The organism is Streptomyces sp. NPDC003327 (assembly GCF_053589515.1).
In genome coordinates, this window is sequence record NZ_JBSFSA010000006.1 from 158310 (window position 1) to 179103 (window position 20794).

A 20794-nucleotide genomic window follows, 5' to 3' on the forward strand; every position below is an offset into this window, starting at 1 on the left:
TCCGAGCTGGAGTGCCCCCGGCAGGATTCGAACCTGCGCACACGGCTCCGGAGGCCGTTGCTCTATCCCCTGAGCTACGGGGGCGTTCGTCGCGCTCTGTGGCGACGGGTAGAACCCTACCAGCTCCGGGGGCGTGCCTGTGAACAGGTATTTCCGGGGCGTCACCGGGGGGTGCGTCGCTCGCGTGGGTCGGAAGTGGGGAAAACCCGGACGCAGCCCCTCGGGGGGTCCTACTCTCGTTCGTGTGTCAGGCATGTCCGGTCGGGTGCTCGTTGTCGACGACAACAAGGTGATCCGGCAGTTGATCAGGGTCAATCTCGAACTCGAGGGGTTCGAGGTCGTGACCGCGGCCGATGGTGCCGAGTGTCTGGATGTCGTGCATCGGCTCTGTCCCGATGTCGTCACCCTCGATGTCGTCATGCCCGGGCTCGACGGGATCAGGACGGCCGAGCGGCTGCGCGCCGATCCGCGGACCAGTCATCTGCCGGTGGCGATCATCAGCGCCTGCGAGGAGGGCGAGGTGACGGCCGACGTCGACGCGTTCCTCGCGAAGCCCTTCGAGCCCGCCGAGCTGGTGCAGGTCGTGCGGCAGTTGATGCACCGCGAGCGGCGGGAGCCGCGCGAGGAGCGCGACGAGCGTGACGGGGCCGCGCCGGACGGTAAAGAGGAGCCGCCCGCCGCCGACGGGCGGCAGCAGGTGCGGCGCGCGCGGAGTGCCCGCGGGGTCGTCTGACCCCAGCCGCCGGTCCGGGACCCGCCCCCCCCGCGTGCCCGCATGGCGAAACCGGTTCGCGTTCCGACCCCCCTCCTCCCCTACGCTTGTCCCGTGACCCCCGCGGACCTCTCCCTCACCGTGCTGCACGCCGTGCGCCGCGCGGTCGACGAGGGTGCGCTGCGGGTCGACGTGCCCCAGCGCGTCAAGGTCGAGCGCGCCCGGCCCGGCGGCACCGGGGAGTACGCCAGCAGCGTCGCCCTCGGCCTCGCCCGGGCGGCCGGGCGCAGCGCCCTCGACGTCGCCGGGATCCTGCGCGAGCGGCTGCGGGACGATCCCGCGCTCCGGGCCGTCGACATCACCGGGCCCGGGTTCCTGAACTTCACGCTACGGCGCGACGCGGGCGGCGACCTCGTCCGTACGGTCCTGGCCGCCGGCACCTCGTACGGGCACGGCGCCGCCCTCGCCGGGACCGCCGTCCGCCTCGCCGAGCCGGGGGAGGCGCGGGCCCGTCTCGTGACCGCGACCGTGGCGCGGCTGCTGCGCGCCCAGGGCGCCGACGCCCTGATCGGAAACGGCGACAACCAGGCCGGCCCGAAGGCCCCCCAGCACCAGGCCCCCCAGCACCAGCCCCCCCAGCACCAGGCCCCCGGCCACCCCACCCCCGAGCGCATCCACGTCCACCCCGGCGCCTACGAGCCCGAGCGCCTCGGAGTCGACGCCGCCCGGTGGGCGCTCCTTCGGGCCGCGCCGCACGACCGGCCCCTCGACGGGGCCGGGCTTCTCGTGCAGCACGAGCGCAATCCGCTCTTCCGCGTCCGGTACGCGCACTCCCGGGCCCGCAGGCTGCTCGTCAACGCCGCGCAGCTCGGCTTCACCCCCGCGTACGAAACCGACGTCGACGCACCCGAACTCCTCGGCGCCCTCGGCGACCACCCCCTCGTCCTCCTCGCCGCCGCCCGCCACCGCGCCCCCGACCGGGTCGCCCGGCACCTGGAAGCCACCGCCGACGCGCTGCTCGCGTTCCAGCACACCGTTCTGCCGCTCGGCGACGAGAAACCCTCGGCCGCCCACCGTTCCCGGCTGGCGCTCGCCGAAGCCGCCGGGACGGTGCTCGCCGGTGGCCTGTCCCTGCTCGGCATCAGCGCACCCGACCTGATCTGAAAGACGCAGACCATGAGCCGTTCCGCCCACCCCGCCGGGCCCCGTCACGCCGACGTCCTGCCCGAGGGGCACTACTCCGCCCCGCCCGCCGACCTCAACGTCCTCGACCCCAAGGTCTGGGCGCGGACCGTCGCCCGCGACGAGCGCGGGGTCGCGACCGTCGGCGGGATCGCGGTCGACGCGCTCGCCGAGGAGTTCGGCACGCCCGCCTACTTCCTCGACGAGACCGACTTCCGGGCCCGCTGCCGCGCCTGGGCCGAGGCCTTCGGCGGCGACGCCGACGTCTTCTACGCGGGCAAGGCGTTCCTGTCCCGCGCGATCGTCCGGTGGCTGCACGAGGAGGGGCTGAACCTCGACGTCTGCTCCGGCGGCGAGCTCACCACCGCCCTCTCCGCGGGCATGCCGGCCGAGCGGATCGCCTTCCACGGCAACAACAAGTCCGAGGAGGAGATCACCAAGGCCGTCGAGGCCGGGGTCGGTCGCATCGTCCTCGACTCCTTCCAGGAGATCGTCCGCGTCGCGCACGTCGCCCAGTCCCTCGGCAAGCGCCAGCGCGTCCAGATCCGGGTGACCGTCGGCGTCGAGGCGCACACGCACGAGTTCATCGCCACCGCCCACGAGGACCAGAAGTTCGGCATCGCGCTGGCCGGGGGACAGGCGGCCGAGGCCGTGCGGCGGGCGCTGAAGCTCGACGGTCTCGAGCTCATCGGGATCCACTCGCACATCGGCTCCCAGATCTTCGACATGGCCGGCTTCGAGGTGTCCGCCCGCCGCGTCGTGCAGCTGCTCGCCGAGGTGCGGGACGAGCACGGCGTCGAGCTGCCCGAGATCGACCTCGGCGGCGGCCTCGGCATCGCGTACACCTCGGAGGACGACCCGCGCGAACCGCACGAGATCGCCAAGGCGCTCCACGAGATCGTGACGCGCGAGTGCGAGGCCGCGGGCCTGCGCACGCCCCGCATCTCCGTCGAGCCCGGGCGCGCCATCGTCGGCCCCACCGCCTTCACCCTCTACCGGGTCGGCACGATCAAGCCGCTGGACGGGCTGCGGACGTACGTGAGCGTCGACGGCGGCATGTCGGACAACATCCGCACCGCGCTGTACGACGCCGAGTACAGCGTCGCGCTGGTCTCGCGGACCAGCGACGCCGAGCCGATGCTCTCCCGCGTCGTCGGCAAGCACTGCGAGAGCGGCGACATCGTCGTACGGGACGCGTTCCTGCCGTCCGACCTGGCGCCCGGCGACCTGATCGCCGTGCCGGCCACCGGCGCGTACTGCCGCTCCATGGCCAGCAACTACAACCACGCCCTGCGGCCGCCCGTCATCGCCGTCCGGGACGGCGAGGCGCGCGTGATCGTCCGGCGCGAGACGGAGGAAGATCTCCTGCGTCTCGACGTCGGCTGATGAAATAGTCGAGTGATGAAATAGATGTCTCAGGATCCGGACGGAGGGCGGAATACCCCGTCCGGTGAGTGAGACTGGTTCCACCGTAGAGATACGACGACGAAGTAGTACGAGAAACGAGGTCGGATGATGCGTACGCGTCCGCTGAAGGTGGCGCTGCTGGGCTGTGGAGTGGTCGGCTCAGAGGTGGCGCGCATCATGACGACGCACGCCGACGACCTCGCCGCGCGCATCGGCGCGCCGGTCGAGCTCGCCGGCGTGGCGGTCCGCCGTCCCGACAAGGTCCGCGGCGGCGTCCCCGCCGAGCTGATCACCACCGACGCGACCGCCCTCGTCAAACGCGGGGACATCGACGTCGTCGTCGAGGTCATCGGCGGGATCGAGCCGGCCCGCTCCCTCATCACCACCGCCTTCGAGCACGGCGCCTCCGTCGTCTCGGCCAACAAGGCGCTGCTCGCCCAGGACGGCGCCACCCTCTACGCCGCCGCCGAGCAGCACGGCCAGGACCTCTACTACGAGGCGGCCGTCGCCGGCGCCATCCCGCTCATCCGGCCGCTGCGCGAATCCCTCGCCGGCGACAAGATCAACCGCGTGATGGGCATCGTCAACGGCACGACGAACTTCATCCTCGACAAGATGGACACCTCCGGGGCGGGCTACTCCGAGGCCCTGGACGAGGCCACCGCCCTCGGGTACGCGGAGGCCGACCCGACCGCCGACGTCGAGGGCTTCGACGCCGCGGCCAAGGCCGCCATCCTCGCCGGGATCGCCTTCCACACGCGCGTGCGCCTCGACGACGTCTACCGCGAGGGCATGACCGAGGTCACCGCCGCCGACTTCGCCTCCGCCAAGCAGATGGGCTGCACCATCAAGCTGCTCGCGATCTGCGAGCGGGCCGCCGACGGCGAGTCCGTCACCGCGCGCGTGCACCCCGCGATGATCCCGCTCAGCCACCCGCTCGCCTCCGTCCGCGAGGCGTACAACGCCGTCTTCGTCGAGGCGGAGGCCGCCGGGCGGCTCATGTTCTACGGTCCGGGCGCCGGCGGTTCGCCGACCGCCTCTGCCGTACTCGGCGACCTCGTCGCCGTCTGCCGCAACCGTCTCAACGAGGCGACGGGCCCCGGCGAGTCCGCGTACACCCGACTGCCCGTGAGCCCCATGGGCGACGTGGTGACGCGGTACCACATCAGTCTCGACGTGGCCGACAAGCCGGGCGTCCTCGCCCAGGTCGCGACGGTCTTCGCCGAGCACGGCGTATCCATCGATACGGTGCGCCAGCAGGGCAAGGACGGCGAGGCTTCGCTCGTCGTCGTCACCCACCGCGCGCCCGACGCCGCCCTCTCCGGGACCGTCGAGGCGCTGCGCAAGCTCGACACCGTGCGCGGTGTCGCCAGCATCATGCGTGTTGAAGGGGAGTAAGGACCCATGACGACCAAGGGCACCCACCAGTGGCGCGGCATCATCGAGGAGTACCGGGACCGCCTTCCGGTCACGGACACGACGCCGGTCGTCACGCTCCGTGAGGGCGGTACGCCGCTCGTCCCCGCTCAGGTGCTCTCCGAGCGCACGGGCTGCGAGGTGCACCTCAAGGTCGAGGGCGCCAACCCCACCGGCTCCTTCAAGGACCGGGGCATGACGATGGCCATCACCAGGGCCAAGGAGGAGGGCGCGCAGGCCGTCATCTGCGCGTCCACCGGCAACACCTCGGCCTCCGCCGCGGCCTACGCCGTGCGGGCCGGGATGGTCTCCGCCGTCCTCGTGCCCCAGGGCAAGATCGCGCTCGGCAAGATGGGCCAGGCCCTCGTGCACGGCGCGAAGATCCTCCAGGTCGACGGCAACTTCGACGACTGCCTGGACCTGGCCCGCGCGCTCTCGGACAACTACCCGGTCGCGCTGGTCAATTCGGTCAACCCGGTCCGCATCGAGGGCCAGAAGACCGCCGCGTTCGAGATCGTCGACATGCTCGGCGACGCCCCCGACATCCACGTCCTGCCGGTCGGCAACGCGGGCAACATCACGGCGTACTGGAAGGGGTACGGCGAGTACGCCGCGGACGGCCTCGCCACCCGCCGCCCCCGCATGTGGGGCTTCCAGGCCTCCGGCTCCGCCCCGCTCGTGCGCGGCGAGGTCGTCAAGGACCCGTCGACGATCGCCACGGCGATCCGCATCGGCAACCCGGCCTCCTGGGACTACGCGATCGCCGCGCGCGACGAGTCGGGCGGTTTCATCGACGAGGTGACGGACCGTGAGATCCTGCGCGCCTACCGTCTGTTGGCGGCGCAGGAGGGCGTCTTCGTGGAGCCCGCATCGGCCGCCTCGGTCGCCGGTCTGCTGAAGGCCGCCGAGCAGGGCAAGGTCGATCCCGGCCAGACCATTGTCTGCACCGTGACCGGCAACGGCCTCAAGGACCCCGACTGGGCCGTGGCCGGCGCCCCGCAGCCGGTGACCGTCCCGGTCGACGCCGCGGCCGCCGCCGAGCGCCTCGGTCTGGCCTGATCCGGTCCCCCGGGCGGGGGAGCGGACCTGATCGAAACCCGATCAGGAACGTACATAGGCGCACAGGTTGGCGCGCGACACGCATCGTGCGCCTCCTGTGCGCCCTATGTCGCCACAGAACCTTCCTTCGATAGGCTGTACCGAACCCGCCCCGCCACACATGCGCGGTGGCCTTGCCGTTGTCGCCTTCGCGGCCGAAACGGTCCCCCGGGTTCCCGTACTTCTCTTGAAACACCGTTGCCGCAATCAAGGAGAGTCATCGAGCGATGGCCGGTCCAGCGTTCCGCGCCGCCGCCGTACGGGTGCGCGTTCCCGCCACCAGCGCCAATCTCGGCCCGGGCTTCGACGCCTTCGGCCTGTCGCTGGGGCTTTACGACGACGTGGTCGTCCGGGTCGCCGACTCCGGGCTGCACGTCGACATCGCCGGCGAGGGCGCCGAGACGCTCCCGCGCGACGAGAGCCACCTGCTCGTACGCTCCCTGCGCACGGCCTTCGACCTGCTCGGCGGACAGCCGCGCGGCCTCGAGGTCGTCTGCGCCAACCGCATCCCGCACGGCCGCGGCCTCGGCTCCTCCTCCGCCGCCATCTGCGCCGGCATCGTCGCCGCCCGCGCCGTGACCATAGGCGGCGACGCGAAGCTCGACGAGGCCGCGCTCCTGGAGCTCGCGACCGAGATCGAGGGCCACCCCGACAACGTCGCCGCCTGTCTGCTCGGCGGCTTCACGCTCGCCTGGACCGAGGCCGGCGCCGCGCGCGCGATCAGGATGGACCCCTCGGATTCCATCGTTCCGGTGGTTTTCGTCCCCGGAAAGCCCGTCCTGACCGAGACCGCCCGCGGCCTGCTCCCGCGCACCGTCCCGCACGTGGACGCCGCGGCGAACGCCGGGCGCGCCGCCCTCCTCGTCGAGGCCCTGACCCGCCGCCCCGAGCTGCTGCTCGCGGCCACCGAGGACCGGCTGCACCAGGAGTACCGGGCCCCCGCGATGCCGGAGAGCATCGCCCTCGTGAACCGGCTGCGTGCGGACGGCGTCCCCGCGGTCATCTCCGGCGCGGGCCCCACGGTCCTCGCGCTGGCCGAACACGGGACGGCCGACAAGGTCGCCCTCCTCGCGGGCGAGGGGTGGGCCGCGAACAGGCTCGACCTCGACGCCCCGGGCGCGAGTGTGTTGCCGCTGGCGCCCTAGCGGGCGCGGTGTTCCGGACGCCGGGCAGCGTCCGGACGCGTGATTGCCGGTGATGGAGAGGGGGAATGTTTGTTGGAGCCGGTAGTGTTAACCTCAAGTCTGCACCCGACCTCTTTGTGGAGCGGTGCGGAGTGTCCCCATCAGGGACCACCCATTCTTCCGGGAGCCTCCCCAACTGCCTGAGCAGCCTGCCTGAGCAGTTTCGAGCACGCTCCGGAACCGGCACGACACCCCTCGCTCTTCTTTCGGTCGAGGGCCGAGCAGGGGGCGCTCGGGCCGGATCACAGCACGTTCTCTTCCGCCGCACCCGGCGGTACCACCGCCCCGGACACGGTCCATCAACCAGGACCCTGCCGGACAGCACAACCGGTCGCCGAGCCAGAAGGCCGACGTCCGCTCCAGGGAAGGACCCTTCGTGAGCGACACCACCGATCTGATGGGCGTGACTGCCGACAACAGTGTCGACACCACCGCGCCCGCCGCAGGTGCTGCCACCGGCGGCACCGCACGGCGCCGCCGCTCCGGCACCGGCCTCGAGGGCATGGTCCTGGCCGAGCTGCAGCAGGTCGCGTCCGGCCTCGGCATCAGGGGCACCGCGCGGATGCGCAAGAGCCAGCTGATCGAGGTCATCAAGGAGGCGCAGGCAGGAGGAGGCTCCGCCGCCCCCGCCAAGGCCGCCGACGCCGCCGAGACCAAGCCGAAGCGTCGCGCCACCTCCAAGGCCCGCACGGGCGAGTCCGCCGAGGCCGCCGCGCCGAAGGCGGAGAAGGCCGAGCAGGCCGTCGCCCAGCAGCAGATCGACATTCCGGGCCAGCCGGCCGCCGACGACGCTCCGGCCGGTGAGCGCCGCCGTCGTCGCGCCACCGCCCCCGCCGGTTCGCCGGAGGGCGAGGCCAAGGCGGAGACCGCCCAGGCCGTGAAGACCGAGGCGCGCACCGAGGCCCGTACGGAGCCCAAGGCCGAGGCGCAGGCCGACGCCCGGGCCGAGGCCGCCGCCGACGCCGCCGAGGGCCGTGGCCGCCGTGACCGCGGCGAGCGCGGGGACCGGGGCGAGCGCGGTGACCGCCGTGAGCGCCGCGACCGTCAGCGCGACCGCGGCAAGGGCGACGAGCAGCAGGGCGGTGGCCAGGGCGGCCAGCGCCAGCGTCAGGGCCAGGGCCAGGGCCAGAGCCAGGGTCAGCAGGGCGGCCAGCAGGCCGGTCCGCAGGACGACGGTTACGACGACGAGGCGGGCGGCCGGCGCGGCCGTCGCGGCCGCTACCGCGACCGCCGCGGCCGTCGCGGGCGCGACGAGTTCGCCGCCGGCGAGCCGCAGGTCTCCGACGACGACGTCCTGATCCCGGTCGCGGGCATCCTGGACATCCTCGACAACTACGCGTTCATCCGGACCTCCGGCTACCTGCCCGGCCCGAACGACGTGTACGTCTCCCTCGCCCAGGTCCGCAAGAACGGCCTGCGCAAGGGCGACCACATCACGGGCGCCGTCCGGCAGCCCAAGGAGGGCGAGCGCCGCGAGAAGTTCAACGCGCTGGTCCGCCTCGACTCCGCCAACGGCATGGCCGCCGACTCCGGCCGCGGCCGCCCGGAGTTCAACAAGCTGACCCCGCTCTACCCGCAGGACCGTCTCCGTCTGGAGACCGACCCGGGCGTGCTGACCACGCGGATCATCGACCTCGTGTCGCCGATCGGCAAGGGCCAGCGCGGTCTGATCGTGGCCCCGCCGAAGACCGGCAAGACCATGATCATGCAGGCGATCGCCAACGCGATCACCCACAACAACCCCGAGTGCCACCTAATGGTCGTCCTGGTCGACGAGCGTCCGGAAGAGGTCACCGACATGCAGCGGTCGGTCAAGGGCGAGGTCATCTCCTCGACCTTCGACCGCCCGGCCGAGGACCACACCACCGTCGCCGAGCTGGCCATCGAGCGCGCCAAGCGCCTCGTGGAGCTCGGTCACGACGTGGTCGTCCTGCTCGACTCCATCACCCGTCTGGGCCGCGCGTACAACCTCGCGGCGCCCGCCTCCGGCCGCATCCTGTCCGGTGGTGTCGACTCGACCGCGCTCTACCCGCCGAAGCGCTTCTTCGGTGCCGCGCGCAACATCGAGGACGGCGGCTCGCTGACCATCCTGGCCACCGCGCTGGTCGACACCGGCTCGCGCATGGACGAGGTGATCTTCGAGGAGTTCAAGGGCACCGGCAACATGGAGCTCAAGCTCGACCGGAAGCTCGCCGACAAGCGCATCTTCCCGGCCGTCGACGTCGACGCCTCGGGCACGCGCAAGGAGGAGATCCTCCTCGGCAGCGAGGAGCTCGCCGTCACCTGGAAGCTGCGCCGCGTGCTCCACGCGCTCGACCAGCAGCAGGCGATCGAGCTGCTCCTCGACAAGATGAAGCAGACGAAGTCGAACGGCGAGTTCCTCATGCAGATCCAGAAGACGACGCCCGGAGCGAACAACGACTGACGTGAGACCCGCGTCACACCACGGAGGGTCGGCCCCAGGGCCGTAACCCCTTCGTGACCTGCGAGAACCAACGCGCCCACCGTGCCCCGCACGGTGGGCGCGCCGCGTTCCCCGGCCCCGCCCCACAGGTCCGTATGCAACCCTTTCGGCCGCTTCGCCGTCACAGAAGGTGAACCGAGGGCCCGAGGGAAGACGATGACCGAGCAGACAACGAGCCGACGCACCGCCGACGGCCGCCGCGGCCGCCGCCGCAAACCGCCCGTCCGGCGACGCCGCGGCCCCGCCGTACTCGTCTCGGGCGCCTTCGCCGCCCTGCTGCTCACCGGCGGCGGACTCGGCTACGCGTACGTCAGGCTCGACGGCAACATCCAGGGCGTCGACATCAACACCCAGCTCGGCGGCGACCGCCCCGCCGACGTCGACAACGGCTCCATGGACATCCTCGTCCTCGGCTCCGACTCCCGCGCCGGCGACAACGGCGCCTACGGCGAGGACGAGGGCGGCGCCCGCTCCGACACCGCGATGGTCGTCCACGTTTACGAGGGCCACACGAAGGCGAGCGTCGTCTCCATACCCCGCGACACCCTCGTCACCCGCCCGCGCTGCACCGACGCCAGGGGCACGGCCGTCCCCGGCGAACGACGGGCCATGTTCAACACCGCGTACGAGGTCGGCGGCCCCGCCTGCGCCGTCAAGACCGTCGAGTCGATGTCCGGCATCCGCATGGACCACTACATCGAGGTCGACTTCACCGGCTTCAACAAGCTCATCGACGAACTCGGCGGCGTGGAGATCACCACCACCGCGCCCATCAGGGACTCCAAGAGCCACCTCGACCTCGCCCCGGGCACCCACACCCTCGACGGCGAGCAGTCCCTCGGCCTCGTCCGCACCCGCAAGAGCGTCGGCGACGGCAGCGACCTCGGCCGCATCCAGCTCCAGCAGGCCTTCATGAAGGCCTTCGTCCAGCAGGTCAAGGAGGTCGGCGTCCTCACCGACCCCACCAAGCTGTACGGCCTCGCGGACGCCGCCACCAAGGCCGTCACCCCGGACTCGGAACTCGACTCCGTCCAGGAACTCCTCGGCTTCGCCAAGGGCCTCGCCGGCATCGACGCCCGGCACATCCACATGGTCACGCTGCCGGTCGCGTACGACCCCCGGGACCCGAACCGCGTCGTCCCCCTGGAGGCCCAGGCCCGGCAGGTGTGGACCGCCCTCGGGGCCGACCGCCCGATTCCCGCCTCGGCGACCCGGGACGCCGCCACGGGCAAGGCCGGCGGAGTCGTACGGTAACGGCGGAATACTTCCGGCCCCACCCCGGTTTGGGGAGATGCGGCCGGTCCTGGCAGACTGGTACGTCGGCCCCGGTTCACGTCAGCCGCAACCCGCGGTGGCGACCCGGCGCCCTCCCGAAACTAGGAGACACCTTGAAGCGCGAGATCCACCCCGAGTACGTCGAGACCCAGGTCAGCTGCACCTGTGGCGCGTCGTTCACCACCCGTAGCACCCTGACCGAGGGCACCATCCGTGCCGAGGTCTGCTCCGAGTGCCACCCGTTCTACACGGGCAAGCAGAAGATCCTCGACACCGGCGGCCGCGTCGCCCGCTTCGAGGCCCGCTTCGGCAAGGCCGCCGGCTCCGCCAAGAAGTAGCGAGCCCCTGCGCCGGTCACCGGTCGCCCCCGCGCGGGCGGCCGGGACCGGCGCTTTGGCGTCCCCGTAGCAACTGACGAAAACCAGGAGCCCCCGATGTTCGAGGCGGTCGAGGAACTGGTCGGCGAACACGCCGACCTCGAGAAGAAGCTCGCCGACCCTTCGGTCCACGCCGACCAGGCGAACGCGCGCAAGCTGAACAAGCGGTACGCGGAGCTGACCCCGATCGTCGCCACCTACCGCTCCTGGAAGCAGACCGGTGACGACATCGAGACCGCCCGCGAGCTGGCCCACGACGACCCCGACTTCGCCGCCGAGGTGAAGGAGCTGGAGAAGCAGCGCGAGGAGCTCACCGAGAAGCTCCGCCTGCTCCTGGTCCCGCGCGACCCCAGCGACGACAAGGACGTCATCCTGGAGATCAAGGCCGGCGCCGGCGGCGACGAGTCCGCGCTCTTCGCCGGCGACCTGCTCCGCATGTACCTCCGGTACGCCGAGCGCGTCGGCTGGAAGACCGAGATCATCGACGCCACCGAGTCCGAGCTCGGCGGCTACAAGGACGTCCAGGTCGCCGTCAAGACCAAGGGCGGCAACGGCGCCACCGAGCCCGGCCAGGGCGTCTGGGCACGCCTGAAGTACGAGGGCGGAGTGCACCGCGTGCAGCGCGTCCCCGCCACCGAGTCGCAGGGCCGCATCCACACCTCCGCCGCGGGCGTGCTCGTCACCCCCGAGGCCGAGGAGGTCGAGGTCGAGATCCACGCCAACGACCTGCGCATCGACGTCTACCGCTCGTCCGGCCCCGGCGGCCAGTCCGTCAACACGACCGACTCCGCCGTCCGCATCACCCACCTGCCGACCGGCATCGTCGCCTCCTGCCAGAACGAGAAGAGCCAGCTCCAGAACAAGGAGCAGGCCATGCGCATCCTCCGTTCCCGGCTGCTCGCCGCCGCCCAGGAGAAGGCCGAGGCCGAGGCCGCCGACGCCCGCCGCAGCCAGGTCCGCACCGTCGACCGCTCCGAGAAGATCCGGACGTACAACTTCCCGGAGAACCGCATCTCGGACCACCGCGTCGGCTTCAAGGCGTACAACCTCGACCAGGTCCTCGACGGCGAACTGGACCCGGTGATTCAGGCCTGCGTCGACGCCGACTCGGCGGCGAAGCTCGCCGCGGCGTAAGGCCCACCCCCTCCCCAGCCCCCCGCACCACCCCGCACCACGGAGGACCAGCGTGAACCTGCTGCTTGCCGAGGTGGCCCAGGCCACCCAGCGGCTGGCCGACGCCGGCGTTCCCTCACCGCGTTTCGACGCCGAGGAGCTCGCCGCGTTCGTGCACGGTGTGAAGCGGGGGGAGCTGCACAACGTCAAGGACACGGACTTCGACGCCCGTTACTGGGAGGCCGTCGCCCGCCGCGAGGCCCGCGAGCCGCTCCAGCACATCACCGGCCGCGCCTTCTTCCGCTACCTGGAGCTCCAGGTGGGGCCCGGCGTCTTCGTGCCGCGCCCCGAGACCGAGTCGGTCGTCGGCTGGGCCATAGACGCCGTACGCGCCATGGACGTCGTCGAACCCCTCATCGTCGACCTGTGCACCGGCTCCGGGGCCATCGCCCTCGCCATGGCGCAGGAGGTGCCGCGCTCGCGCGTGCACGCCGTCGAGCTCTCCGAGGACGCCCTCGTGTGGACCCGGAAGAACGCCGAGGGCTCCCGCGTCACCGTCCACCAGGGCGACGCGCTGACCGCGCTCCCCGAACTGGACGGCCAGGTCGACCTGGTCATCTCCAACCCGCCGTACATCCCGCTCACCGAATGGGAGTACGTCGCCCCCGAGGCCCGTGACCACGACCCCGGGATGGCCCTCTTCTCCGGCGAGGACGGCCTCGACACCATCCGGGGCATCGAGCGCACCGCGCACCGGCTGCTGCGCCCCGGCGGCCTCGTCGTCATCGAGCACGCCGACACCCAGGGCGGGCAGGTGCCGTGGATCTTCAACGAGGAGGCCGGCTGGGCGGACGCCGCCGACCACCCCGACCTGAACAACCGGCCGCGTTTCGCGACCGCCCGCAAGGCGATGCCATGACACACCCCGTCCACGAGGAGGAGCGCGACTGATGGCACGGCGATACGACTGCAACGAGGCGACCGACCGAGTCACCGGCCTGCGCGAAGCCGCGTCCGCGGTCCGCCGCGGCGAGCTGGTCGTGCTGCCCACCGACACCGTGTACGGGCTCGGTGCGGACGCCTTCAGCAGCGAGGCGGTCGCGGACCTGCTGGCCGCCAAGGGACGCGGGCGCACCATGCCCACGCCCGTGCTCATCGGCTCCCCGAACACCCTCCACGGCCTCGTCACGGACTTCTCCGAGCAGGCCTGGGAACTCGTCGACGCCTTCTGGCCCGGCGCCCTGACCCTCGTCGCGCGGCACCAGCCGTCCCTCCAGTGGGACCTCGGCGACACCCGCGGCACCGTCGCCATCCGCATGCCGCTGCACCCGGTCGCCATCGAGCTGCTCACCGAGGTCGGCCCGATGGCCGTCTCCTCGGCCAACCTCACCGGGCACCCGGCGCCGGAGGACTGCGACGCCGCCCAGCAGATGCTCGGCGACGCCGTCTCCGTCTACCTCGACGGCGGTCCGACGCCCGGCATCGTCCCCTCGTCCATCGTCGACGTGACCGGCAAGGTCCCGGTGCTGCTGCGCCAGGGCGCGCTGACGGCGGAGGAGCTCCGGAAGGTCGTACCCGACCTCGAGGTGGCCAGTTGACCGCCCCTGAGGGGCGTGGCATAGCGGGGTTCGACGACGGCAACACCTTCCGCATCCTCCACGTCAGCACCGGCAACGTCTGCCGCTCGCCGATCACCGAGCGGCTGACCCGCCATGCCCTGGGCGAGCGCCTGGGCGAGGGGCTCGGCGCCGGCCTGATCGTGGAGAGCGCGGGCACCTGGGGCCACGAGGGCGCCCCGATGGAGGCCAACGCGGAACTGGTCCTCGCCGACTTCGGCGCGGACCACACCGGCTTCGTGGGCCGCGAGCTCCTCGACGAGCACGTCATCCGCGCGGACCTGGTCCTCACCGCGACCCGCGACCACCGCGCCCAGGTCATCTCCATGGGCCATTCGGCGGGCCTGCGCACCTTCACCCTGAAGGAGTTCACCCGCCTGGTCCGCGCGATCGACCCGGCCACGCTGCCGGACCCCCGGGAGGGCGTGGTCGAACGCGCCCGCGCCCTGGTCCGCGCCGCCGCGGCTCTACGCGGGTGGCTCCTCGCCCCCTCCGCCGAGGCGGACGAGGTCAACGACCCGTACGGAGCCCCGATCACCTTTTTCCGCTCGATCGGCGACGAGATCAACGACGCGCTGGACCCGGTGGTGACGGCCCTGACGGGCGTTCCGGCCAAGCGCTGAGTTCCGGGACCGGCCAAGCGCTGTCGACCCGGCCCGGGGGCCGGTCCGGGTGCGTGCTGGGCGGGCGGGGCGGGGGTGTGCTGCCTACATTGGTGCTGACACCCCTCCACGCCCGGAGCCAGCCATGTCCGTCACCGCGCCACTCGATGAGGTACTCGACGTCCTGCGCCGGCAGGACCCGGAGATCGCCGACGTGCTGCTCGGCGAAGCGCGGCGGCAGGCGGACAGCCTGCAGCTGATCGCCGCCGAGAACTTCACCTCGCCCGCCGTGCTCGCGGCCCTCGGTTCGCCGCTCGCCAACAAGTACGCGGAGGGGTACCCCGGCGCCCGGCACCACGGGGGCTGCGAGTTCGCCGACGCCGCGGAGCGGATCGCCGTGGAGCGGGCCACCGCGCTCTTCGGGGCCGAGCACGCGAACGTCCAGGCGCACTCCGGCTCCTCGGCCGTCCTGGCGGCCTACGCGGCCCTCCTGAGGCCCGGGGACACCGTCCTGGCCATGGGCCTGAACCACGGCGGGCACCTCACGCACGGCTCGCCCGCGAACTTCTCGGGCCGCTGGTTCGACTTCGTGCCGTACGGCGTGGACGCCGAGACCGGGCTCGTCGACTACGAGCAGGTCGCCGCCCTGGCCCGGCACCACCGCCCCAAGGCGATCGTCTGCGGCTCCATCTCCTACCCCCGCCACCTCGACTACGCGGTCTTCCGGGAGATCGCCGACGAGGTCGGCGCGTACCTCATCGCGGACGCCGCCCACCCCATCGGCCTCGTCGCCGGGGGAGCGGCGCCCAACCCCGTCCCGTACGCGGACGTGGTGTGCGCGACCACCCACAAGGTGCTGCGCGGCCCGCGCGGCGGCCTGGTCCTGTGCGGCGAGGAGCTCGCGGGCCGGGTCGACCGCGCCGTGTTCCCGTTCACGCAGGGCGGCGCCCAGATGCACACGATCGCCGCCAAGGCGGTGGCCTTCGGCGAGGCGTCCACCCCGGCGTTCACCGCGTACGCCCATCAGGTGGTCGCACACGCCGGGGTCCTCGCCGCCGCGCTCGCCGAGGAGGGGTTCCTCGTCACCACGGGCGGCACCGACACCCACCTCATCACCGCCGACCCGGCGCCCCTCGGCGTCGACGGCCGCACCGCCCGCGCCCGGCTCGCCGCCGCCGGGATGGTGCTCGACACCTGCGCCCTGCCGTACGGGGACGGGCGCGGCATCCGGCTCGGCACGGCCGCCCTGACCACCCAGGGCATGGGGCCGACGGAGATGACGAGAATTGCCGCACTGTTCACCGCCGCGTTGCGGGACGACCCCGAGGAGACGGCCCGGGTACGGGCGGACGTACGGGAGCTGACCGCCCGATTTCCCCCGTATGGGCGCTGACGGAGGGCCCGGCGGAACCGTTCGGGTGGCCCGTATGTCTCAAACCACATGGACGGCACGGCTAGGGTGTGGGGCTGAGATGGCCAGCGATTCCTGTGGGGCAGCCCGTGCGTGATTACCTGCTGACGCTCTGTGTCACGGCCGCGGTGACCTATCTGCTCACCGGTCCGGTGCGGAAGTTCGCCATCGCGACCGGGGCGATGCCGGAGATCCGCGCCCGCGACGTACACCGAGAACCGACTCCGCGGCTCGGTGGCATCGCCATGTTCTTCGGGCTCTGCGCGGGACTGCTCGTCGCCGACCACCTCCAGAACCTCAACAGCGTCTTCGAGCAGTCGAACGAGCCGCGCGCGCTCCTCTCGGGCGCCGCGCTGATCTGGCTGATCGGCGTCCTGGACGACAAGTTCGAGCTGGACGCGCTGATCAAGCTGGGCGCGCAGATGATCTCGGCGGGCGTGATGGTCGTCCAGGGTCTGACGATCCTGTGGCTGCCCATCCCGGGCGTCGGCACGGTCGCCCTGACCCAGGGACAGGGCACGCTGCTCACGGTCGCCCTGGTGGTCCTCACCATCAACGCCGTCAACTTCGTCGACGGCCTCGACGGTCTCGCCGCCGGCATGGTCTGCATCGCGGCCGGCGCCTTCTTCCTGTACGCGTACCGGCTCTGGTACGGCTACACGATCGAGGCGGCCGCCCCCGCGACGCTCTTCGCCGCCATCCTCATGGGCATGTGCCTGGGCTTCCTGCCGCACAACATGCACCCGGCGCGGATCTTCATGGGCGACTCGGGCTCGATGCTGATCGGTCTGATCCTGGCCGCCTCCGCCATCTCCATCACGGGCCAGGTCGACCCGGACACCCTCAAGATCTTCGAGGGGTCGACGCGGCAGGCCACGCACGCCGCCCTGCCGGTCTTCATCCCGCTGGTGCTGCCGCTCACGATCATCGCGATCCCGATGGCGGACCTGGTCCTGGCGATCGTGCGCCGCACGTGGAAGGGGCAGTCGCCGTTCGCGGCGGACCGCGGGCACCTGCACCACCGGCTCCTGGAGATCGGGCACTCGCACAGCCGGGCCGTCCTGATCATGTACTTCTGGTCGGCGCTGATCGCCTTCGGGACCCTGGCGTACTCCGTGCACTCGACGTCGATGTGGATCGTCCTCGGGGTCACGGGGCTGAGCGCGGTCGGGCTCGTGCTGCTCCTGCTGCCGCGGTTCACGCCGCGGGCGCCGCGCTGGGCCGAGTCGTTCGTGCCGCCCCGCTACCGCCGCCGCAAGGTGGCGCCGCCGCCCGAGCCGGCACCGGCCGCGACGGCTCCGGCGGTGGAGGAGGAGCGCGTTCCGGTGCCCGCGGGCCTCAACGGGGCGACCGCCATCGGCAACCGCGCGCGCTTCACCGACCGGCGGAAGGCCGGAACGCCGAGTTGACGAAAGCCGCGTCGGCGGCCAATAGCAGACACGTCGCCTCGGCGTCCTGCACACACGCGCGCTGTAACCCTCATGTGTGACAGTTGGCACACCCTCTGGGTAAAGACCTATTCAAATAGTTTGTGATACGGTTCACGAGACCCGGCGACAGTGCCGAAAGACCGTAGTGCGACGGTCTGTTGGCCCCGAGACCCACCTCGGACCGGGCTTACGCTCGTCCATGACGACACCATCGCCCCCTCCAGAGCAAGCGGAGACACCGCCATGCCGTCGAACGACGCACGCATCCTCCTGCACACCGCCGTACCCACCGCAGCCGTCGGCGTCGTCGCCACGGTCATCAGCGGGGTGGTCGCCGGTGGCAAGGGTGCGATCGGCGCCGTCGTCGGCACGCTGGTCGTGATCCTCTTCATGGGCATCGGGCAGGTGGTCCTGCAGCGGACGGCGAAGTCGCTTCCGCACCTCTTCCAGGCCATGGGGCTGCTGCTCTACACGGCCCAGCTGCTGGTGCTCTTCATCTTCCTGGCCTTGCTCAAGAACACCACGCTGTTCGATTTCAAGGCCTTCGCCTTCACGCTGCTCGCGACGACCGTGGTGTGGGTCGCCGCACAGGCCCGGGCCTACATGAAGGCCAAGATCACGTACGTCGACCCCGGAAACACGGGGCCGAAGTCGTGAAGGGTAGGGCCGGGATAAAGGCGCGTTCGGCTTCCTGCTATCGTCCGGTGCCAACTGCGGCACTGCGGGCGCGGGCATCCGAAGCGGCGCCTGTCCCAGCGCGAGGCTCGATGCCGAACCGCCGCCCCCTTATCCGTAAGACCAGTCCAGTGCCGACCCGCGGCTGCGTGCCGCGCCGACACAACGAGGTTGCCGAACCTATGCGCCACGCTGAAGGAGCCCGCGGTGAGTGCTGACAAGACGCTTGCCTTCGACCCGGATTGCCACATCTTCAGTGGATGCGGCTTCCCGGCGCCGGGCCTGCACACGTTCATGTACGAGCCCATCGCCACGGTGGCCGGCATCGAGATCACCAAGCCGATGCTGCTCGCCGTCCTGGGCTCCATCGTGGTCGTCGGGTTCTTCTGGGCTGCCTTCCGCAAGCCCAAGCTGGTCCCCGGCAAGCTGCAGATGGTCGGCGAGGCCGGTTACGACTTCGTGCGCCGCGGCATCGTCTACGAGATCATCGGCAAGAAGGACGGCGAGAAGTACGTCCCCTTCATGGTGTCGCTGTTCTTCTTCGTCTGGATCATGAACCTCTGGTCGATCATTCCGCTCGCCCAGTTCCCGGTCACCTCGCTGATCGCCTTCCCGGCCGGTCTCGCGCTGATCGTGTACGTCATGTGGATCTCGCTCACCTTCCGCAAGCACGGCTTCGTGGGCGGCTGGAAGAACATCGTCGGTTACGACAAGTCCCTCGGTGCGATCCTCCCGATGGTCGTCGTCCTCGAGTTCTTCTCCAACCTGATCATCCGGCCCTTCACGCACGCGGTCCGACTGTTCGCGAACATGTTCGCCGGTCACCTGCTCATCGTGATGTTCTCGCTGGCCACCTGGTACCTCATGAACGGCCTCGGCTTCGTCTACGCCGGCGCCTCCTTCGTGATGGTCCTCGTGATGACCGGCTTCGAGCTCTTCATCCAGGCCGTCCAGGCGTACGTCTTCGTGCTCCTGGCCTGCAGCTACGTCCAGGGCGCGCTCTCCGAGCACCACTGAGTCCGACCCCGGACGTAGTTCCACCCCCGAACCAGCAGACGTCCGGTGGCCAACCCCCACCGGGTCATTGAAAGAGAAGGAAGTAACGGCATGTCCGCTGCTCTCGACATGGTCAACCTCGCCGCCGGTGCCAAGGAGAACGTCGTCGGCAACGTCGCCTCCATCGGCTACGGCCTCGCGGCCATCGGCCCCGGCGTCGGCGTCGGCATCATCTTCGGTAACGGTACGCAGGCGCTCGCCCGTCAGCCCGAGGCCGCCGGTCTGATCCGCACCAACCAGATCATGGGCTTCGCCTTCTGTGAGGCGCTCGCGCTCATCGGCATCGTCATGGGCTTCGTCTACCAGTAAGCCGGACCGACTGCCCGAATCTTTTTACGGAAGGCACTGATGTGAACGCTCTGCTTCTTGCGCAGGGTGAAGAGGCGCAGCCGCCTCTCATCCCGCATCTCGACGAGCTCGTCATCGGCCTGATCGCCTTCGTCATCGTCTTCGGCTTCCTCGCCAAGAAGCTCCTCCCGAACATCAACAAGGTTCTGGACGAGCGTCGCGAGGCCATCGAGGGCGGCATCGAGAAGGCCGAGTCGGCCCAGATCGAGGCCAAGAGCGTGCTGGAGCAGTACAAGGCCCAGCTCGCCGAGGCCCGCCACGAGGCCGCGCGTCTTCGCCAGGAGGCGACGGAGCAGGGCACCGCGATCATCCAGGAGATGAAGGCGGAAGGCCAGCGCCAGCGCGAGGAGATCATCGCCGCCGGCCACGCTCAGATCGAGGCCGACCGCAAGGCCGCCTCGGCGTCGCTGCGCCAGGACGTGGGCAAGCTCGCCACCGACCTGGCCGGCAAGCTGGTCGGCGAGTCCCTCGAGGACATCGCCCGCCAGAGCCGTACGATCGACCGCTTCCTCGACGAGCTCGAGGAGAAGGCAGAGGCCGTCCGATGAACGGAGCGAGCCGCGAGGCACTGGCCGCCGCACGCGAGTCCCTCGACGCGCTGACCGACAACACCTCGGTCGACGCGACGAAGCTCGCGAACGAGCTGGCCGCCGTCACCGCGCTGCTCGACCGCGAGGTGTCGCTGCGCCGGGTCCTGACCGACCCCGCGCAGTCGGGTGAGGCCAAGGCCGCGCTCGCGCAGCGACTCCTGAGCGGTCAGGTGGGCGGCGAGACCGTCGACCTGGTCTCCGGAATGGTCCGCTCCCGCTGGTCGCGTTCGCGCGACCTGGTCGACGCGACCGAGGAGCTGGCGAACACGGCAGACCTCACCGCGGCGCAGAAGGCGGGCGCCCTCGACTCCGTCGAGGACGAGCTGTTCCGGTTCGGCCGGATCGTGTCCTCCAGCCCCGAGCTCCGCTCGGCGCTGACGGACAAGACCGCCACGGCCACCGCCAAGGGCGAGCTGCTCCGCAGCCTGCTCGGCGGCAAGGCCCACGCCACCACCGAGCGCCTGATCGTCCGGCTGGTGACCCAGCCCCGGGGACGTAGCCTGGAAGCGGGACTCGAGTCCCTCTCCAAGCTCGCCGCGGAGCGCCGGAACCGGATGGTCGCGGTCGTCACCTCGGCGGTGCCGCTGTCCGACGCGCAGAAGCAGCGTCTCGGAGCCGTACTGGCGAAGCTGTACGGCCGCGAGATGCACCTGAACCTGGACGTGGACCCCTCGGTCCTCGGCGGGATCAGCGTGCGGGTCGGCGACGAGGTCATCAACGGGACCATCGCGGAGCGCCTCGACGAGGCGACCCGTCGACTGGCCGGCTGACGGCAGCAGCCGGCAACACAACAAAGCATCACCAGCGGCCCGGTTGGGCCGTGCAGAGATTGCAGAAG

The 20794-nt window shown here is 71.2% G+C and carries 20 protein-coding genes and 1 tRNA gene; 20 read left to right on the top strand and 1 reads right to left on the bottom strand.

Features of this window, described 5'->3' with window-relative positions; genetic code table 11:
• Positions 1-12: 12 nt before the first annotated feature.
• Positions 13-84, bottom strand: a tRNA-Arg gene (locus tag ACWDVG_RS08040).
• Positions 85-253: 169 nt separating this feature from the next.
• Here ACWDVG_RS08040 and ACWDVG_RS08045 point away from each other — a divergent pair.
• The 20 genes from ACWDVG_RS08045 to ACWDVG_RS08140 all read left to right on the top strand — a co-directional run bounded on the left by ACWDVG_RS08045 (position 254) and on the right by ACWDVG_RS08140 (position 20726).
• Positions 254-733: a response regulator gene (locus tag ACWDVG_RS08045; protein WP_451697421.1), complete on the top strand. Its 480-nt coding sequence runs from the start codon at positions 254-256 to the stop codon at positions 731-733.
• A gap of 93 nt (positions 734-826) precedes the next feature.
• Positions 827-1876 (top strand): ArgS-related anticodon-binding protein NrtL, encoded by a 1050-nt coding sequence (gene nrtL, locus ACWDVG_RS08050; RefSeq protein WP_451697259.1) that lies wholly within the window; start codon positions 827-829, stop codon positions 1874-1876.
• A gap of 12 nt (positions 1877-1888) precedes the next feature.
• Complete coding sequence (lysA, locus tag ACWDVG_RS08055) at positions 1889-3280, top strand: diaminopimelate decarboxylase (protein WP_451697262.1); 1392 nt, start codon at positions 1889-1891, stop codon at positions 3278-3280.
• A gap of 126 nt (positions 3281-3406) precedes the next feature.
• Positions 3407-4699, top strand: coding sequence for a homoserine dehydrogenase (locus ACWDVG_RS08060; protein ID WP_451697265.1), 1293 nt, complete (start codon positions 3407-3409; stop codon positions 4697-4699).
• 6 nt (positions 4700-4705) lie between these two features.
• On the top strand, positions 4706-5776 hold the full coding sequence (gene thrC, locus ACWDVG_RS08065; RefSeq protein ID WP_451697267.1) for a threonine synthase: 1071 nt from the start codon (positions 4706-4708) through the stop codon (positions 5774-5776).
• A gap of 266 nt (positions 5777-6042) precedes the next feature.
• Positions 6043-6960, top strand: coding sequence for a homoserine kinase (gene thrB / locus ACWDVG_RS08070; RefSeq protein ID WP_451697269.1), 918 nt, complete (start codon positions 6043-6045; stop codon positions 6958-6960).
• A 415-nt stretch (positions 6961-7375) separates the two neighbouring features.
• Positions 7376-9424, top strand: a complete 2049-nt coding sequence (gene rho / locus ACWDVG_RS08075; RefSeq protein ID WP_451697271.1) for a transcription termination factor Rho — start codon at positions 7376-7378, stop codon at positions 9422-9424.
• Positions 9425-9619: 195 nt separating this feature from the next.
• The gene (locus ACWDVG_RS08080; RefSeq protein ID WP_451697273.1) at positions 9620-10717 is read left to right on the top strand and encodes an LCP family protein; all 1098 of its coding nucleotides are present in this window, start codon (positions 9620-9622) and stop codon (positions 10715-10717) included.
• Between the two features lie 134 nt (positions 10718-10851).
• The gene (gene rpmE, locus ACWDVG_RS08085) at positions 10852-11076 is read left to right on the top strand and encodes a 50S ribosomal protein L31 (RefSeq protein ID WP_030761597.1); all 225 of its coding nucleotides are present in this window, start codon (positions 10852-10854) and stop codon (positions 11074-11076) included.
• A gap of 96 nt (positions 11077-11172) precedes the next feature.
• Positions 11173-12249 (top strand): peptide chain release factor 1, encoded by a 1077-nt coding sequence (gene prfA, locus ACWDVG_RS08090; protein WP_451697275.1) that lies wholly within the window; start codon positions 11173-11175, stop codon positions 12247-12249.
• Positions 12250-12301: 52 nt separating this feature from the next.
• Positions 12302-13147: a peptide chain release factor N(5)-glutamine methyltransferase gene (gene prmC / locus ACWDVG_RS08095; RefSeq protein ID WP_451697277.1), complete on the top strand. Its 846-nt coding sequence runs from the start codon at positions 12302-12304 to the stop codon at positions 13145-13147.
• Between the two features lie 31 nt (positions 13148-13178).
• Positions 13179-13826, top strand: coding sequence for an L-threonylcarbamoyladenylate synthase (locus ACWDVG_RS08100; RefSeq protein ID WP_451697278.1), 648 nt, complete (start codon positions 13179-13181; stop codon positions 13824-13826).
• Complete coding sequence (locus ACWDVG_RS08105) at positions 13823-14467, top strand: arsenate reductase/protein-tyrosine-phosphatase family protein (protein WP_451697280.1); 645 nt, start codon at positions 13823-13825, stop codon at positions 14465-14467. Before ACWDVG_RS08100 ends, ACWDVG_RS08105 begins: the two co-directional genes overlap by 4 nt.
• 124 nt (positions 14468-14591) lie before the next feature.
• Complete coding sequence (locus ACWDVG_RS08110; protein WP_451697282.1) at positions 14592-15839, top strand: serine hydroxymethyltransferase; 1248 nt, start codon at positions 14592-14594, stop codon at positions 15837-15839.
• Between the two features lie 107 nt (positions 15840-15946).
• The gene (locus tag ACWDVG_RS08115) at positions 15947-17266 is read left to right on the top strand and encodes an MraY family glycosyltransferase (RefSeq protein WP_451697284.1); all 1320 of its coding nucleotides are present in this window, start codon (positions 15947-15949) and stop codon (positions 17264-17266) included.
• Positions 17267-17530: 264 nt separating this feature from the next.
• Positions 17531-17944 (top strand): hypothetical protein, encoded by a 414-nt coding sequence (locus ACWDVG_RS08120; protein WP_451697285.1) that lies wholly within the window; start codon positions 17531-17533, stop codon positions 17942-17944.
• A gap of 225 nt (positions 17945-18169) precedes the next feature.
• A complete protein-coding gene (atpB, locus tag ACWDVG_RS08125; protein ID WP_451697287.1) occupies positions 18170-18979 on the top strand; it encodes a F0F1 ATP synthase subunit A in 810 nt (269 codons plus the stop codon).
• A 90-nt stretch (positions 18980-19069) separates the two neighbouring features.
• The gene (atpE, locus tag ACWDVG_RS08130; RefSeq protein ID WP_093874070.1) at positions 19070-19327 is read left to right on the top strand and encodes an ATP synthase F0 subunit C; all 258 of its coding nucleotides are present in this window, start codon (positions 19070-19072) and stop codon (positions 19325-19327) included.
• Positions 19328-19368: 41 nt separating this feature from the next.
• Positions 19369-19914 (top strand): F0F1 ATP synthase subunit B, encoded by a 546-nt coding sequence (locus tag ACWDVG_RS08135; protein WP_451697289.1) that lies wholly within the window; start codon positions 19369-19371, stop codon positions 19912-19914.
• Positions 19911-20726, top strand: coding sequence for a F0F1 ATP synthase subunit delta (locus ACWDVG_RS08140; protein WP_451697291.1), 816 nt, complete (start codon positions 19911-19913; stop codon positions 20724-20726). The genes ACWDVG_RS08135 and ACWDVG_RS08140 overlap by 4 nt, the downstream gene beginning before the upstream one ends.
• The last annotated feature ends 68 nt before the right edge of the window (positions 20727-20794 follow it).